This window comes from Bradyrhizobium sp. OAE829, from assembly GCF_040546575.1.
Classification (GTDB): domain Bacteria; phylum Pseudomonadota; class Alphaproteobacteria; order Rhizobiales; family Xanthobacteraceae; genus Bradyrhizobium.
Genome location: NZ_JBEPOE010000001.1, coordinates 2376508 through 2390869, shown reverse-complemented (window position 1 = coordinate 2390869; position 14362 = coordinate 2376508). Strand labels below are relative to the sequence as shown.

Genomic DNA, 14362 nt, shown 5'->3' with positions numbered 1-14362 from the left:
CGTCAGCTTTCCGGTACGAGAAAGATCGCGGCCAGCGGCGGAATCGTCAGCTTGAGTTCGGGGATGTTGCCCTCCAGCGTCCGGACCTCGCCGACATTGCCGACATTGCTGCCGCCATAATGCGCGGAGTCCGAATTGAACACTTCTTTCCAATTGCCGGCAAACGGCACACGTACCCGGTAATCGTAGTAGACGTTGGGCGAGAAGTTCACGACCACGAGGCAGCGCGCTCGCGCATCAAGGCCCTTGCGGACCCAGGCAAAGACGTTGCCGCCGGAATCATGGGTGATGACCCATTCGAAGCCCGGCTGGCTGCAATCCAGCTCGTGCAGCGCCGGCACCGTGCGATAGAGGTGGTTGAGGTCGCGGACCAGGCTGTGGATGCCGGCATGCCTCGGTTGTTGCAGCAGGTGCCAATCCAGTGAGTGATCGTGATTCCACTCGCGCTCCTGGCCGAACTCGCAGCCCATGAACATCAGCTTCTTGCCGGGATGCCCGAACATGAAGCCGTAATAGGCGCGCAAATTCGCAAAACGCTGCCAGTCGTCGCCGGGCATCCGTCCCAGGATCGAGCGTTTGCCGTGCACGACTTCGTCATGCGACAGCGGCAGGATGAAGTTCTCCGAGAACGCATATTGCAGGCCGAACAGGATGTCGCCGTGATGAAATTTACGGTGGATCGGATCCTTGCCGATGTATTTCAGCGTGTCGTGCATCCAGCCCATGTTCCACTTGTAGCCGAAGCCGAGCCCGCCATATTCGACCGGGCGGGAGACCTGCGGCCAGGCGGTGGATTCTTCCGCCGCGGTGGTGGCGTCCGGGAAGCGTCCGAACACTTCGGTGTTGAAGCGGCGCAGAAAGCCGATGGCTTCGAGATTTTCCCGCCCGCCATGCTGGTTCGGAATCCATTCGCCGGCGGGCCTCGAGTAGTCGAGATAGAGCATTGAGGCCACCGCATCGACGCGGAGCCCGTCGACGGCGTAGCGCTCCAGCCAGAACAGCGCGTTCGACACCAGGAAGTTCACCACTTCGGTGCGGCCGTAATTGTAGATCAGCGTGCCCCAGTCGAGATGGCGGCCCTGCAAGGGGTTGGCGTGTTCGTACAATGCGGTGCCGTCGAAATGACCGAGGCCATGGGGATCGTCGGGGAAGTGTCCGGGCACCCAGTCGAGCAGCACGGCAATGCCCTCGCGATGGAAGGCATCTACCAGCGCGGCAAAATCCTCGGGCGTGCCGAACCGGCTGGTCGGTGCGAACAAGCCGGTCGGCTGATAGCCCCATGAGCCGTCGAACGGATGTTCGCTGATGGGAAGAAGTTCGACATGGGTAAATCCGAGATTCTTGACATAAGCCGGAAGCTGCTCGGCGAGCTCGCGGTAAGTCAGCCACTCGTTGCTGCCCTTGCGCCGCCATGAGCCGAGATGAACCTCGTAAATCGACATCGGCGCGTTCAACGCATTCATTCCCGTCGGTGCCGGGCGCGGACGCGGCAGATTGGCCTGGTCGAAAACGATCGAGGCGGTCTTGGGACGCACTTCGGCGGCAAAGGCGACCGGATCGGACTTCAGCGGCAAATGTTGTCCGTTGGGTTCGATGATGTCGAACTTGTAGTGGTCGCCGACGCTGGCGCGAGGAATGAACAGCTCCCAATAGCCGACGCCGCGCACCCGCATCGGGTGCCGGCGCGGATTCCAGTAATTGAAATCGCCGACCACGCTGACGCCGCGGGCGTTCGGAGCCAGCACGACGAAGGCCACGCCCTCGACGCCTTCCAGCGTCATCGGATGGGCGCCGAGTTTGTCGTAGATGCGCTGATGGGTGCCTTCGCCGAGCAGGTAAAGGTCGAAGTCGCTCAGGACGGGCGGAAAGCGGTAGGGGTCGTCGAGTTCGACCAGTTTGTCGCCGAACTGGGCGCGCAATTGATAGCGCGTAGAGCCGTTCGGCAGCGCACCGGCAAACAGCCCGGCATCATGGATCCGCGCCAGCGGCGCCCGTTCACCATGTTCACCGATTGCCTCGACATTGGAGGCTTCCGGCAGGAACGCACGCACGATCTTGCGGTCGCCCTCGGTATGGAGACCGAGATAATGGAAGGGGTCGGTGTGATTGCCCTGGATGATCGCATAGGCCTCGGCGGGTAGCTTGGTCATAAGGCCTCAAGCGACTGTTGCGGCAAAATACGGAGCATTCCGGTCAAGGCCGTTCGTAGCCAATCCGGCCGGTAGGATAGTTCATATTCGATCTCGTAGCATGCCTTCTCCAGCAGGAAGAAGTTGAGCATCGACTCGGCGGCTTCGGGGTCGGCCGGCCAAAGGCGCTTGTTAACCATGGCTTCGCGATAGGCGGACAGGAACGCGGCGGTCGCCCGATTCCGCCATTCGGCGAGCGCAGCCCCGAGCCTGCCGTTTTCATCGTGGGCCACCTTGAGCGCCCGCTCAAGCGCTGCAGTCGTCGAATAATCGATCGAACGGACCATGCTGGCGACGTCGCGCGCCGCGGGCGCCTTGCGCCGACGCTCGGCGATGGAGCGCCGCGGATCGCCGTCGAAATCGACGATGAAGATGTCGTCCTTGACGATCAGCAGCCGGCCAAGATGGAAGTCGCCGTGATGGCGAATATTGAGCCCGGCGTTTTCTCGCGGCAACAGCGCCTTCAGCCGATCGGGCAGGCCGGATGGCTGGGCCAATAGCTGATCGACCAGCGGACGATCGGCCTCTTTCAGCGTATCGCGTCGCTGCTTCAGCGTGTCGAAGACGCGCTCGACGCGGGCCAGGGTGTCGCCGAACCAGCGCTCGACATCCTCGTGCTTGATGGGCTCCGGCACGAAGTCGGGAAGCTCATTGTTGCCAGCCAGTGCGACATGCATCTCGGCGACGCGGCGGCCGGCCTGCGACATGTAGCGCAGAAACGAGACCTGATCCTCGCTCTCCCTGACACGCTCGCTTGCCGCCAGCAGGCGCTGCTCGTCGACGAAGCGGTCAAGATAGGCCGCGGTCACGGTCCAGGCGTCGCCCTGGTTGGCGACGAAAGCATGCAGGACCCCGATCGCGTTTCGTTCGTCGCCATCAATCAGTTCGACGCTGCCGAGCAGCGCCGGCGTGTTGGCAAAGCCGGCGATCTCGGTCAGGAAGCGCCCCATCTCGATCTCGGGACTGATGCCGGCCTGCAGCGTGCGGTAGATCTTGACGACATAATCGTCGTCCACTTGCGCAGTACTGTCGGCCCGCTCGGTCTCGATCGTGCGGATGTGTTCGGGCTGCTTGATCGCCTTGTCGGAGAAACGGCTGGTCGGCCGGAATTCCAGCTTCAAACCCTGCTCGCTTTCGTCGACGATCAGCGACTCCTTGAGGTTTCGCAGCAGGATCGCGATGAAAATCTGGTCGTTGGCGACGTCGAGCAGCGTTCCTTCGCGGGCGCCCTGACGCACGGCGGCCAAGGCGCGCGGGTTGTAGCGCTCGCGATCGAACCGAACCCATTCGATCTGCAACGGCAGCACGTAGCGCGTGGTGACGCCACGCTGCGTCGACTTGAAGAAGGCAAGCCACGGCCGGTTGTCGCCGATATCGCAGAACGGGATTGCCGAAATCAGCGTCGGCTGGATCGCCTTGGCCGATCGCTCCGGGTACCAGCGCGTCCGCGCCAAATGCCCGGGCAGCACGTCGCGCTCGAACACGCCGCGGGTGCGCGCCAGCGACACCCAGGTCGCGCCCAGTGGCACCACCAGCGTTTCGAATTCGGGCACCGCCCGCTGCACCACCGGCTCAGACTTGTCGCGCTCCTGCAACTCGAACCAGTAGAAGCCGTACGGCGCCAGCGTGACCATGTAGGGCAGCTCGCCGATCGCGGGGAAACGCGTGCGGCCGAGCATCTCCAGGGGAATCCGGTCCTTCCACGCCGAGAGATCGAGTTCGGTGGCCTGTGCGGATCGCGACAGATTGGCGACGCAGAGAATGGCCTCGTCCTCGTACTGGCGCACATAGCACAGCACCGAGCGGTTTTCCGGGCGGATGAACGTCATGGTGCCGCGGCCGAAAGCCAGTGTCGATTTGCGGACCGCGATCAGCCGTTTGGTGGCTGACAGCAGCGACGACAGGCTGCGCGACTGCGCCTCGACGTTGACGGATTCATAGCCGTAGACGGGATCCATGATGGTGGGCGCATAGAGCCGTGCGGGATCGGCGCGGGAGAAGCCGCCATTGCGGTCCGGGCTCCATTGCATCGGCGTGCGCACGCCGTTGCGGTCGCCGAGATAGATGTTGTCGCCCATGCCGATTTCGTCGCCGTAATAGATGATCGGCGTGCCCGGGAACGACAGCAGCAGCGAGTTCATCAGCTCGATCTTGCGCCGGTCGTTGTCCATCAGCGGCGCCAGGCGCCGGCGGATGCCGACATTGATGCGGGCGCGCGGGTCGTTGGCGTAGGTCGACCACAAATAATCGCGCTCGACGTCGGTGACCATTTCCAGCGTCAGCTCGTCATGGTTGCGCAGGAACAGCGCCCATTGGCAATTGCTCGGAATGTCGGGCGTCTGCCGCAGGATGTCGGTGATCGGAAAGCGGTCTTCCTGGGCGATCGCCATGTAGATGCGCGGCATCAGCGGGAAGTGATAGGCCATGTGGCATTCATCGCTGCGGCCGAAATATTCCTGCACGTCCTCGGGCCATTGGTTGGCCTCCGCCAGCAACACCTTGCCTTTGGCATAGGCGTCGAGCTCGGTGCGCAGCCGCTTGATGATGGCGTGGGTCTCGGGCAGGTTTTCGTTGTTGGTGCCGTCGCGCTCGCACAAATAGGGAATGGCATCGAGGCGGAAACCGTCGACGCCGGTATCGAGCCAGCGCTTCATCACCTTCACCAGCGCGCTGACCACGCGCGGATTGTCGAAATTGAGATCCGGCTGGTGCGCGAAGAAGCGATGCCAGTAGAACTGGCCGGCTTCCGGGTCCCAGGTCCAGTTCGACTTCTCGGTATCGGTGAAGATGATCCGCGTGCCCTGGTATTTCTGGTCGGTATCGCTCCAGACGTACCAGTTGCGCGCGCTCGAATCCGGGCCGCTGCGCCGGGCGCGCTTGAACCAGTCGTGCTGGTCGGAGGTGTGATTGACGACGAGCTCGGTGATGACGCGCAGGCCGCGCCGCTTGGCTTCCTGGATGAAGCGTCGGAAATCCTTCATCGTCCCGAAATCGGGATTGATGTCGCCATAGTCGGCGATGTCGTAGCCGTCATCACGCCCGGGTGAGGGGTAGAACGGCAACAGCCATAGCGTGGTGACGCCGAGGTCCTGCAGGTAACCCAGCTTCTCCGTCAGTCCTGCGAAATCGCCGATGCCGTCATTGTTGCTGTCGGCAAAGGCCTTGACGTGGAGCTGATAGATGATGGCATCCTTGTACCAGAGCTCATCGTCGCTGGACTCGACGGCTGGCACCTCGCTTGCATCGATCGCAAAGCTGCCGCCGTCATTCAGCGGATCGGCAGCATCGAATCGGAAGGAGACGCCGGCCTTGGAGCTTTCGCCGGTTTGGACTTTTTTGTTCACGGTGATGCCATAGCCATGGAAACGACGCCCCCATTTCACTTGCGAGAAAGGAGACGTTCCGGAGATATGTAGAAAGCCGCTCGGCCGACTTTGGTTCCCTTGGAACCGATTGAGGGGCTGAGCGTTAGACACCGTCTATCCCCTTCCTGTATTTGGACAATTTCGCGACGCCTCTGAGACGTTTGCGTGCAAACCGCGTGCCGAATGGACCTTTTCGCTCAAGCTGCCAGCCAGGGAATCCAGACCGAATTCGTGGACGGTCAGGGTCACCGCCGTGTGACGGATACGGCCGCCCTCAAAATCATCCTCGATGCCTTGCCGCCGCAGACCCCGGGCCCGTTCATCGGCGGCCCGGTCGTGGTGCGGTCTGGGTTGCCTGCGCGGACCGAGCTTTCGGCTGCCGCAAGGCTCCCGGTTCGATGGAAAATCGTGGCCAATCACAAGGTTATCGCGGAAGGCGAGGCCGTCGATCGCGTCATTGCGTGGCCGCTGGATCTGCCGCTGGGCGTCCATCGGCTGCAACTGACCGATGCCGCCTCCACCACCGAAGACGTGCCGCTGCTATCGGCGCCGCCAAGCGCTTTTGGCGGCGATTTCGACCGCTGCTGGCTGCTCGCGGTCCAGCTCTACAGCGTCCGCTCGGCGCGCAATTGGGGGATCGGCGACTTCACCGACCTCAAAGGCCTGATCGAGCTCGCGAACCATCTGGGCGCCGATGGCGTCGGCCTCAATCCGCTGCATGCCCTGTTCGACGATCGTCCCGGTGATTGCAGTCCGTATTCGCCGAACAGCCGGCTGTTTCTCAACCCGCTCTATGTCGATGTCGAGAACATCCCGGAATTCCGCATCGACGCCGGGACAAGGGATGCGCTGGCGCGGGTCAGAGAAGGCGAAATGATCGACTATGTCGCTGTCGCCGGATTGAAATGGCGCGCACTGCAATCGGCATTCGCCGCCTTTGAAGCCGATGCGACACAAGGGCGCAGGCAGGAGTTCGAAAAATTTCGCGCCGAGCGCGGCTCGCTATTGTCGCACTTCGCCTGCTTCGAGACGCTCCGGCACAAATTCAAAAAGCCCTGGTGGGAATGGCCGGACGAATGGCGGCAACCGGACGACGCCAAATGCGCCGAGCTGCGCAAGGGTCCGGACGCGACCGAAATCGCGTTTGTCGAATTCGTGCAATGGACGGCCGACCGGCAATTGGCGGCCGCGAAAGACCGCGCGCTTGAGCTCGGCATGAGGGTAGGGCTCTATCTCGACGTCGCCGTTGGCGTGCAAGCCGACGGTTTCGACGCGTGGAACGAACAGGTGGCGATCTCGCGGCATCTCGGCGTCGGCGCGCCGCCCGATCCGCTCAACACCGCCGGCCAGAGCTGGGGCCTTGCCGGCTTCAACGCGACCGGGCTGGAGCTCAAATCGTTCGCGCCCTATCGCGAAATGCTGCGCGCCTCGATGCGGCACGCCGGCGCGATCCGGCTCGACCACGTATTGGGCCTGAAGCGGCTTTATCTGGTGCCGCAAGGCTTCAGCGCCGCCGACGGCGTCTACGTGCCGATGCCGTTCGAGGCGTTATTGGCGGCAACCGCGCAGGAAAGCATCGCGCAGCGCTGCGTCGTGATCGGCGAAGACCTTGGCACCGTGCCGGAAGGTTTTCGCGACCAGATTGCCGGATGGGGCATCTGGTCCTATCTGGTGATGATGTTCGAGCGCGAGGACCACGGTCCGTTCAAAAGCCTCGATCACTATCTCGCCAATGCGCTGGTCACCTTCAACACCCACGATCTGTCGACCTATGCCGGCTGGCGCTCTTTTGGCGACCTCAAGACCAAGCGCGCGCTCGGCATCGACCCCGGCGAAAGCGACGATGCGCGCTGGCACGCGCTGGCGATGCTGGACGATTTGCTGCGCGGTAACGGCATCGACAATAACGACCTCTATTCCGTGACGAATTTCCTCGCGCGGACTCCATCACGGCTGCTCGCGATCGCGCTGGAGGATTTTTTGGGTCTGGTGGACCAGCCCAATATTCCCGGCACGGTCGACGAACACCCGAACTGGCGTCGCCGGCTGCCGGTGCCGCTTGAGCAGATCGCGTCCACGATCGACGTCGCCGCGCTGAAGGCCGCGACACGCGAGCGGTCGCGCGGATAGGTCCGATCCAGGTGGTAGCAAGCCTTGTCGTGCAGGATAGAAGACTACGGATTGATCGGCGATTGCGAGACGGCGGCGCTGGTCGGTCGCGACGGCTCGATCGACTGGCTGTGCTGGCCGGCGTTCGATTCCGACGCCTGCTTTGCTGCGCTGCTCGGCACCCACAAGCATGGCCGCTGGCTGATCGCGCCCGCAGAAGAGATCACCAACACGTCACGCCGCTACCGGGGCGACACGCTGATCCTGGAGACGCGGTTTGAAATCGCCAATGGCGTGGTCGAGCTGATCGATTTCATGCCGCCGCGCGGCAATGCGTCCGACGTGGTGCGGCTGGTGCGCGGGGTCAGCGGCCGGGTCAAGCTGCGGATGCAGCTGGTGATCCGCTTTGGTTTTGGCGCCGACATTCCCTGGGTCAGGAAAACCGAAGACGGCTCGGGACTGCTCGCGATTTGCGGGCCTGACATGACCGTGCTGCGAACGCCGGTCGCGACCCGCGGCGAGGACCTGACCACGGTGGCGGAGTTCTGGGTAGGCGAGGGCGATACCGTGCCCTTTGTCCTCACCTACGGGCCCTCGCATCTGGCGGTGCCGGCGCCGATCGATCCCGCGGTCGCATTGCAGGAAACCGAGGTGTTCTGGAGCGAATGGAGCGGCCGCTGTGCTTACGAAGGCGAACATCGCGACCTCGTGATGCGCTCGCTGATTACACTCAAAGCGCTGACCTATGCGCCGACCGGCGGCATCGTCGCGGCGCCTACCACCTCGTTGCCGGAAAAGCTCGGCGGCGGGCGCAACTGGGACTATCGCTTCTGCTGGCTGCGCGATGCCACCTTTACGCTGCTGGCGCTGATGAACTCGGGCTATACCGAGGAAGCTCTCGCCTGGCACAATTGGCTGTTGCGCGCGGTGGCGGGATCGCCGGCCAACATGCAGATCATGTACGGCATCATGGGAGAGCGGCGGCTGCTGGAATGGGAGGCGGGCTGGCTCCCGGGCTATGAGGGCGCGCAGCCGGTCCGCGTCGGCAACGCCGCGCATGCGCAGCTGCAACTCGACGTCTATGGCGAGCTGATCGACGCCTTCCATCAATGGCGAATAGCCAAGCTACAACTCTATGAAGGAAGCTGGGCGCTGGAATGCACGGTGCTGGAGCATCTCGCCGAACAATGGGATCAGCCGGATCACGGCATCTGGGAGCGCCGCGGCGACGGCAAGCACTATGTCTCGTCCAAGGTGATGACCTGGGTCGCCTTCGACCGTGGCATCAAGAGCGTCGAAAAATTCGGCTTCAAGGCGCCACTGGAAAAGTGGCGGACACTGCGCGACACCATCCATCGCGACGTCTGCGAAAAGGGTTTTGATCGCGAGCTGAACGCGTTCGTCGAATCCTACGGTTCGAAAATGCTGGACGCCAGCATCCTGTTGCTGCCCTCGGTTGGGTTCCTGGAACCGACGGATCCCCGCGTGCGGGGAACGCTGGCCGCCATCGAGAAATACCTGATGCGGGACGGCTTCGTGTTGCGGCATGACCCCCGTGAAGTCGAGCAGCAGCCGGCGGAAGGCGCATTCCTGGCCTGCAGCCTCTGGCTCGCCGATGCCTATGTGCTGATGGGAGAACCCGACAAGGCGAGGGCGTTGTTCGAGCGCGTGGTTGCGATTGCCAATGATGTCGGCCTGTTGGCCGAGGAGTTCGACACCGGCGCTGGCCGCCAGACCGGTAATTTCCCGCAAGCGTTGACGCATATCGCGCTGATCAATACCGCGCATAACCTCAGCGCGGCAAAGCAAACCACCGAGAAGCCGGCGATGCAGCGGTCGAAGTAGCGCTGTCCCTAAATCAACGTCACGCGAGCCGGCACCCGGTCACACGGCGGCAGGCGGGGCTGGGTGCCTGCGTACCTCTGGATGAATACCGGCTCGCGCTTGCCGATTCACACCCGTTGGCGGAAATGGTGTGGGGTATCGGCAACCCCGAAAACCGGGGCGACCAATGCAATAAAGCGGATTTGCCGGGCGAAAGCTTTGGCGACTTATGGATTTATTCTTGAGACGTGCTTGATTTCGCACTCTCACGGCGACGATACGAAACGGTCGGCTAGTCGACCTTCAGAATCGTCTCCATCGCGCGGGCAAAACCGTCGCGTTCGTTGGTATCGGTGACATGCGTCGCGCGCTGCTTGATGTCATCGGCCGCGTTGCCCATCGCGAACGACATGCCGCTTCTGGCAAACATCGGCAGGTCGTTCTGCATGTCGCCGATGGTGGCGACGGCGTCGGTCGCAATGCCGAGCCGTTTGGCGATGTTCTCGACGAACGTGCCCTTGTCGTAGCCCGCGGGAGTGACGTCGAGGTAATAGGTTTGCGAGCGAACCGCGGTGGCCTCTGCGCCCACCGCCTGCTGCATGGCCGCTTCGCAGCGCGCCAGCAGCGCCGCGTCGGAACTGGCGCCGACGATCTTGCAGGCCTCCAGCAGATGCGGCGTGAAATCCTCAATGATCGTCGGATCGGCCTTGATCGCGCGCTTCTCGTGCGGAACGTATTCGCCGTCGGGATTGCGGGTGTACCAGCGCTCGTTGCTGAACAGCCAGATATCGACGCCGAATTCATTGAGCACGTCGAGACTGCGCTGTGCGACCGCGGGCGCGATCAGATGCTGTTCAATCGGCTGCAGCTTCGCATTGACGATCGAGCTGCCGTTGAAGGCGCCGACCGGCAGCGTGATCGCAAGCGGTTCGATCAGAAAGCCCATGCCGATGGTCGGGCGGCTGGAGACGATGGTGAAGCCGATGCCGGCGCCGTGCAGCGCCCGCACCGCGTTCCTTGCGTCGTCGGTGAGGATCTTGTCCTTGGTCAACAGCGTGCCATCGACATCGGATACGACAAGCGCAATGCGGCTCATGAGGGCACTTTCAATTGACTGACAATGTCGTCGACGATGGTCTCAATCGGGGCGGCGATCGACACCGTAATGGGACGTTCGCCTGGCTGCGGCGGCTCCAGCGTCCTGAACTGGCTGGCGAGCAGCCCCGGCGGCATGAAATGGCCCTTGCGGGCAGCGAGCCGATCCGCGATCAGGTCCTGCGTCCCGTTCAGGAAGACGATGCGGATATCATCGCGTCCATGCACGAGAATGTCGCGATAGCTGCGCTTGAGCGCCGAGCAGGCGACGACAGCGCGTTGTCCGGCCGCCGAGAGGCGGTCGATCTCGTCGGCAATCGCCTGCAGCCAGGGCCAGCGGTCTTCATCCGTCAGCGGCTGGCCCGCGCTCATCTTCGCGACATTGGCGGGCGGGTGAAATTTGTCCGCATCCTCGTAGCGCCACCCCAGCCGCGCGGCCAGCCGGTCCGCGATGGTGCTCTTGCCCGAGCCGGAGACGCCCATCACCACCAGCGCGCAGGGGCTTGTCGCATCACGCACGAAAATTCTCCGGCAATGCCGCCTGATCCACCAGCCAGATCGTCTCGCCGCTGGATCGCGCGCGGCCCGCCGGCAGGTTCTCGCCTGCGAACACGCGCGTCAAGATCGCGCGTTTGTCTGATCCTGCGACCTCGAACAGCATTTCGCGGCAGCAACCGAGTGTCGGCAGCGTGAGCGTGATGCGCGGGACGAACGGTTCGACATTGGCTTTGTGTACGCCGACCACCCAACGCCTGACCTCGTCGAGCAAGGGATCGCCGGGAAACAGCGACGCGGTATGGCCGTCGGGCCCGACGCCCATCAGCACGAGATCGAACAGCGGCCGGGCCGGGTCGAGATCGTCTGCGCCATAGAACGCTTTCAGTTCGCCCTCGTAAAGCGCCGCACCGCGATCGGGATCGGCGGGATCGGCCGTACTCGTCGGGATTGGATGGATGTTGGATGCCGGCGCGCATCGGTCCAGAAACGTTTCCCGTGCCACGCGCATGTTGTTGAGGGGATCATCCGCGGGCACGAAGCGCTCGTCGCCGATGAACCAGTGCACGCGTTGCCACGGAATCCGGCTTCGCCAGGGATCGGTCCCGAGCAATTCATAGAGCTGTTTCGGGCTCGATCCGCCGGTCAGGCAGATCGCGACGCGGCCGGGGTTTTCCGATATCCGCGCGATGACGCGCTCGGCGGCGGCCTCGGCCATCGCGGCTGGATCGGCAACTGACGTCACATGGCGATTGTCGTTCGACATCATCTCTAACTGAGCTTGCGCCAGCTGCGGCCGTCTCGTTCCAAGAGGTCGTTGGCTTCCTCCGGGCCCTCGCTGCCGGGCTCATAGACCTTGAGCCCCTTGCCGCCGGCGTTCTTCCAGGCATCGAGAAATGGCTGCACTGCCCGCCAGCCGGCCTCGACGCTGTCGGCGCGCTGAAACAGGATGTTGTCACCGATCATACAGTCGTAGATCAGGGTCTCATAGCCGGTCGATGGCTCGGCCTTGAAGTAATCCTTGTAGCGAAACTTCATCTCGACGCCGTCGATATTGATGGTCGGGCCCGGCACCTTGGTGTTGAACTGCAGCGCGATGCCTTCGGTCGGTTCGGTCGAGATGATCAGGTAGTTCTGCGAGAGCCGGTCCACCGGCGTGTCGCGGAACATCGCGAACGGGGCCTGCTTGAACTTGATCGCGATCTCGGTGCGCTTGATTCCCAGCGCCTTGCCGGTGCGCAGATAAAAGGGAACGCCGGCCCAGCGCCAATTGTCGATGGTCAGTTTCAGCGCGGCATAGGTTTCCGTGGTGCTGGCGGGTTTGACATCGGCGGTCCGGCGATAATCCTCGATCTCGGTGTCGCCGACCATGCCGGCGCGATATTGCCCGCGCACCGAATTGTGCAGCGCCTCCTGCTCGCTCTGGGTCTGGATCGCGGCCAGCACGTCGGCCTTTTCCGAGCGCACTGAATGCGCGTCGAATTTCGACGGCGGCTCCATCGCAACCAGCGACAGCAGCTGAAACAGATGGTTCGGCACCATGTCCCGCAACGCGCCGGTGGCGTCGTAGAAACTGCCACGATGGCCAACGCCGAGTTTTTCATCGACCGTGATCTGGATGTGGTCGATATGATTGCGGTTCCAGATCGGCTCGAACATGCCGTTGGCGAAGCGCAGCACGAGGATGTTCTGGACGGTCTCCTTGCCGAGATAATGATCGATCCGGTAGATCTGATGCTCTTCGACCAGCTTCAGGAGTTCGCTGTTGAGCTCTCTTGCCGATGCCAGATCGGTGCCGAACGGCTTTTCCACCACCAGGCGCCGCCATGTGCCGTTCTCGACCAGCATGCCGGTGCGGCCGAGTTCGCGGCTGATCGGCAGGAAGGCGCTCGGCGGCGTCGCGAGATAGAACAGACGATTGCCTTGCGTGTTTCGCGCGGCTTCCAATTTGTCGAGCTGCTCGCTCATGGCGTCGAATGAGGCGGGATCCCTCGGGTCAGCCTCGATGCAGGTGACGCATGCGAGCAGGCGCATCGCGATCTCCTCGTCCACCTGGCGCGTGGCGTATTGATGCAGCCCTTTCATCAGGCTGTCGCGCAAGCCGTCGCTCGTCATGCCCTTGCGGGCAATGCCGACGACGCAGAATTTTTCCGGCAGCAGATCGGCTGCCGCCAGATTGTAGAGGGCCGGGATCACCAGCCGGTGCGCGAGATCGCCGGTGACGCCGAAGATGACGAAAGAGCAGGGATCGGGTTTCGTCTGTGCCAGTTTGCCGACCGCCATGGGCGTTAAGCCTTCGAGCCCGGCTTCTTCGGCGGCTCCTTGTGGCCGCCGAAACCTGCGCGCATCGCGGAAAGGATCTTCTCCGCGAATGTGTGGTCCTTGCGCGAGCGGAAGCGCGCGTAGAGCGCTGCCGTCAGCACCTCGGCCGGCACCGCCTCGTTGATCGCGGCATTGACGGTCCAGCGGCCTTCGCCGGAATCCTCGACATGGCCGGAATAATTATCCAGCGTCTGGTTCTCGGCGAGCGCCGACGAAGTGAGATCGAGCAGCCACGAAGGAATCACGCTGCCGCGCCGCCACACCTCGGCGATATCGGCGATGTCGAGATCAAACCGATGCTCCGCCGGCAGCGCCTCGATATTGGCGTTCTTCAGGATATCAAAACCCTCGGCATAGGCCTGCATCAGGCCATATTCGATGCCGTTATGGATCATCTTGACGAAATGCCCGGCGCCGCTGGGGCCGGCATGGATATAGCCCTGCTCGATGCGGGGATCTCGGCCGTCGCGGCCGCCGGTGCGCGGGATGTCGCCGATCCCCGGCGCCAGCGTCTTGAAGATCGGATCGAGCCGGTCGACTACGGCCCTGTCGCCGCCGATCATCATGCAATAGCCGCGCTCGATGCCCCAGACGCCGCCGCTGGTGCCGACGTCGACATAATGCAGCCCGCGCTCTTTCAGCGTCTTGCCGCGGCGGACGTCGTCCTGCCAGAACGTGTTGCCGCCGTCGATGATGACGTCACCGGGCTCCATCAGTTTTGCGAGTGCTTCGATGGTCGCCTCGGTGATCTTGCCGGCGGGCAGCATCACCCAGGCGGTGCGCGGCTTCTCCAGTTTCGCCACGAAAGCTTCCAGCGTGTCGGCGCCGGCAGCGCCTTCGGCCGCCAGCGCGGCAACGGCCTTGGCGTCCTTGTCGTAGACCACCGACGTGTGGCCGTTCCTCATCAGCCGCCGCACGATGTTGCCGCCCATCCGGCCGAGGCCGATCATGCCAAGCTGCATG

9 protein-coding genes are annotated in these 14362 nt (G+C 63.2%); 2 read left to right on the top strand and 7 right to left on the bottom strand.

Annotated features, from left to right (window positions below; genetic code table 11):
* Positions 1-2 precede the first annotated feature (2 nt).
* Both glgB and treS read right to left on the bottom strand, forming a co-directional pair.
* Complete coding sequence (gene glgB, locus ABIE49_RS11520; protein WP_192740110.1) at positions 3-2150, bottom strand: 1,4-alpha-glucan branching protein GlgB; 2148 nt, start codon at positions 2148-2150, stop codon at positions 3-5.
* Positions 2147-5437: a maltose alpha-D-glucosyltransferase gene (treS, locus tag ABIE49_RS11515; RefSeq protein WP_192740122.1), complete on the bottom strand. Its 3291-nt coding sequence runs from the start codon at positions 5435-5437 to the stop codon at positions 2147-2149. The genes glgB and treS overlap by 4 nt, the downstream gene beginning before the upstream one ends.
* A 300-nt stretch (positions 5438-5737) precedes the next feature.
* Between treS and malQ the strand changes: the two genes are divergently transcribed.
* Positions 5738-7684 (top strand): 4-alpha-glucanotransferase, encoded by a 1947-nt coding sequence (malQ, locus tag ABIE49_RS11510; protein WP_192740109.1) that lies wholly within the window; start codon positions 5738-5740, stop codon positions 7682-7684.
* 24 nt (positions 7685-7708) lie between these two features.
* Complete coding sequence (locus ABIE49_RS11505; RefSeq protein ID WP_192740108.1) at positions 7709-9508, top strand: glycoside hydrolase family 15 protein; 1800 nt, start codon at positions 7709-7711, stop codon at positions 9506-9508.
* Between the two features lie 271 nt (positions 9509-9779).
* On the opposite strand, the gene ABIE49_RS11500 is transcribed toward ABIE49_RS11505, so the two are convergent.
* The 5 genes from ABIE49_RS11500 to gnd are packed head-to-tail and all read right to left on the bottom strand — an operon-like array spanning position 9780 to position 14361.
* Positions 9780-10583: a Cof-type HAD-IIB family hydrolase gene (locus ABIE49_RS11500; protein ID WP_192740107.1), complete on the bottom strand. Its 804-nt coding sequence runs from the start codon at positions 10581-10583 to the stop codon at positions 9780-9782.
* A complete protein-coding gene (locus ABIE49_RS11495; protein ID WP_192740121.1) occupies positions 10580-11065 on the bottom strand; it encodes a gluconokinase in 486 nt (161 codons plus the stop codon). The genes ABIE49_RS11500 and ABIE49_RS11495 overlap by 4 nt, the downstream gene beginning before the upstream one ends.
* Before the next feature lie 28 nt (positions 11066-11093).
* Positions 11094-11846: a 6-phosphogluconolactonase gene (gene pgl, locus ABIE49_RS11490; protein ID WP_192740106.1), complete on the bottom strand. Its 753-nt coding sequence runs from the start codon at positions 11844-11846 to the stop codon at positions 11094-11096.
* Between the two features lie 2 nt (positions 11847-11848).
* Positions 11849-13360: a glucose-6-phosphate dehydrogenase gene (zwf, locus tag ABIE49_RS11485; protein WP_192740105.1), complete on the bottom strand. Its 1512-nt coding sequence runs from the start codon at positions 13358-13360 to the stop codon at positions 11849-11851.
* Between the two features lie 5 nt (positions 13361-13365).
* Positions 13366-14361 (bottom strand): phosphogluconate dehydrogenase (NAD(+)-dependent, decarboxylating), encoded by a 996-nt coding sequence (gene gnd / locus ABIE49_RS11480; RefSeq protein ID WP_192740104.1) that lies wholly within the window; start codon positions 14359-14361, stop codon positions 13366-13368.
* Position 14362: the final 1 nt, after the last annotated feature.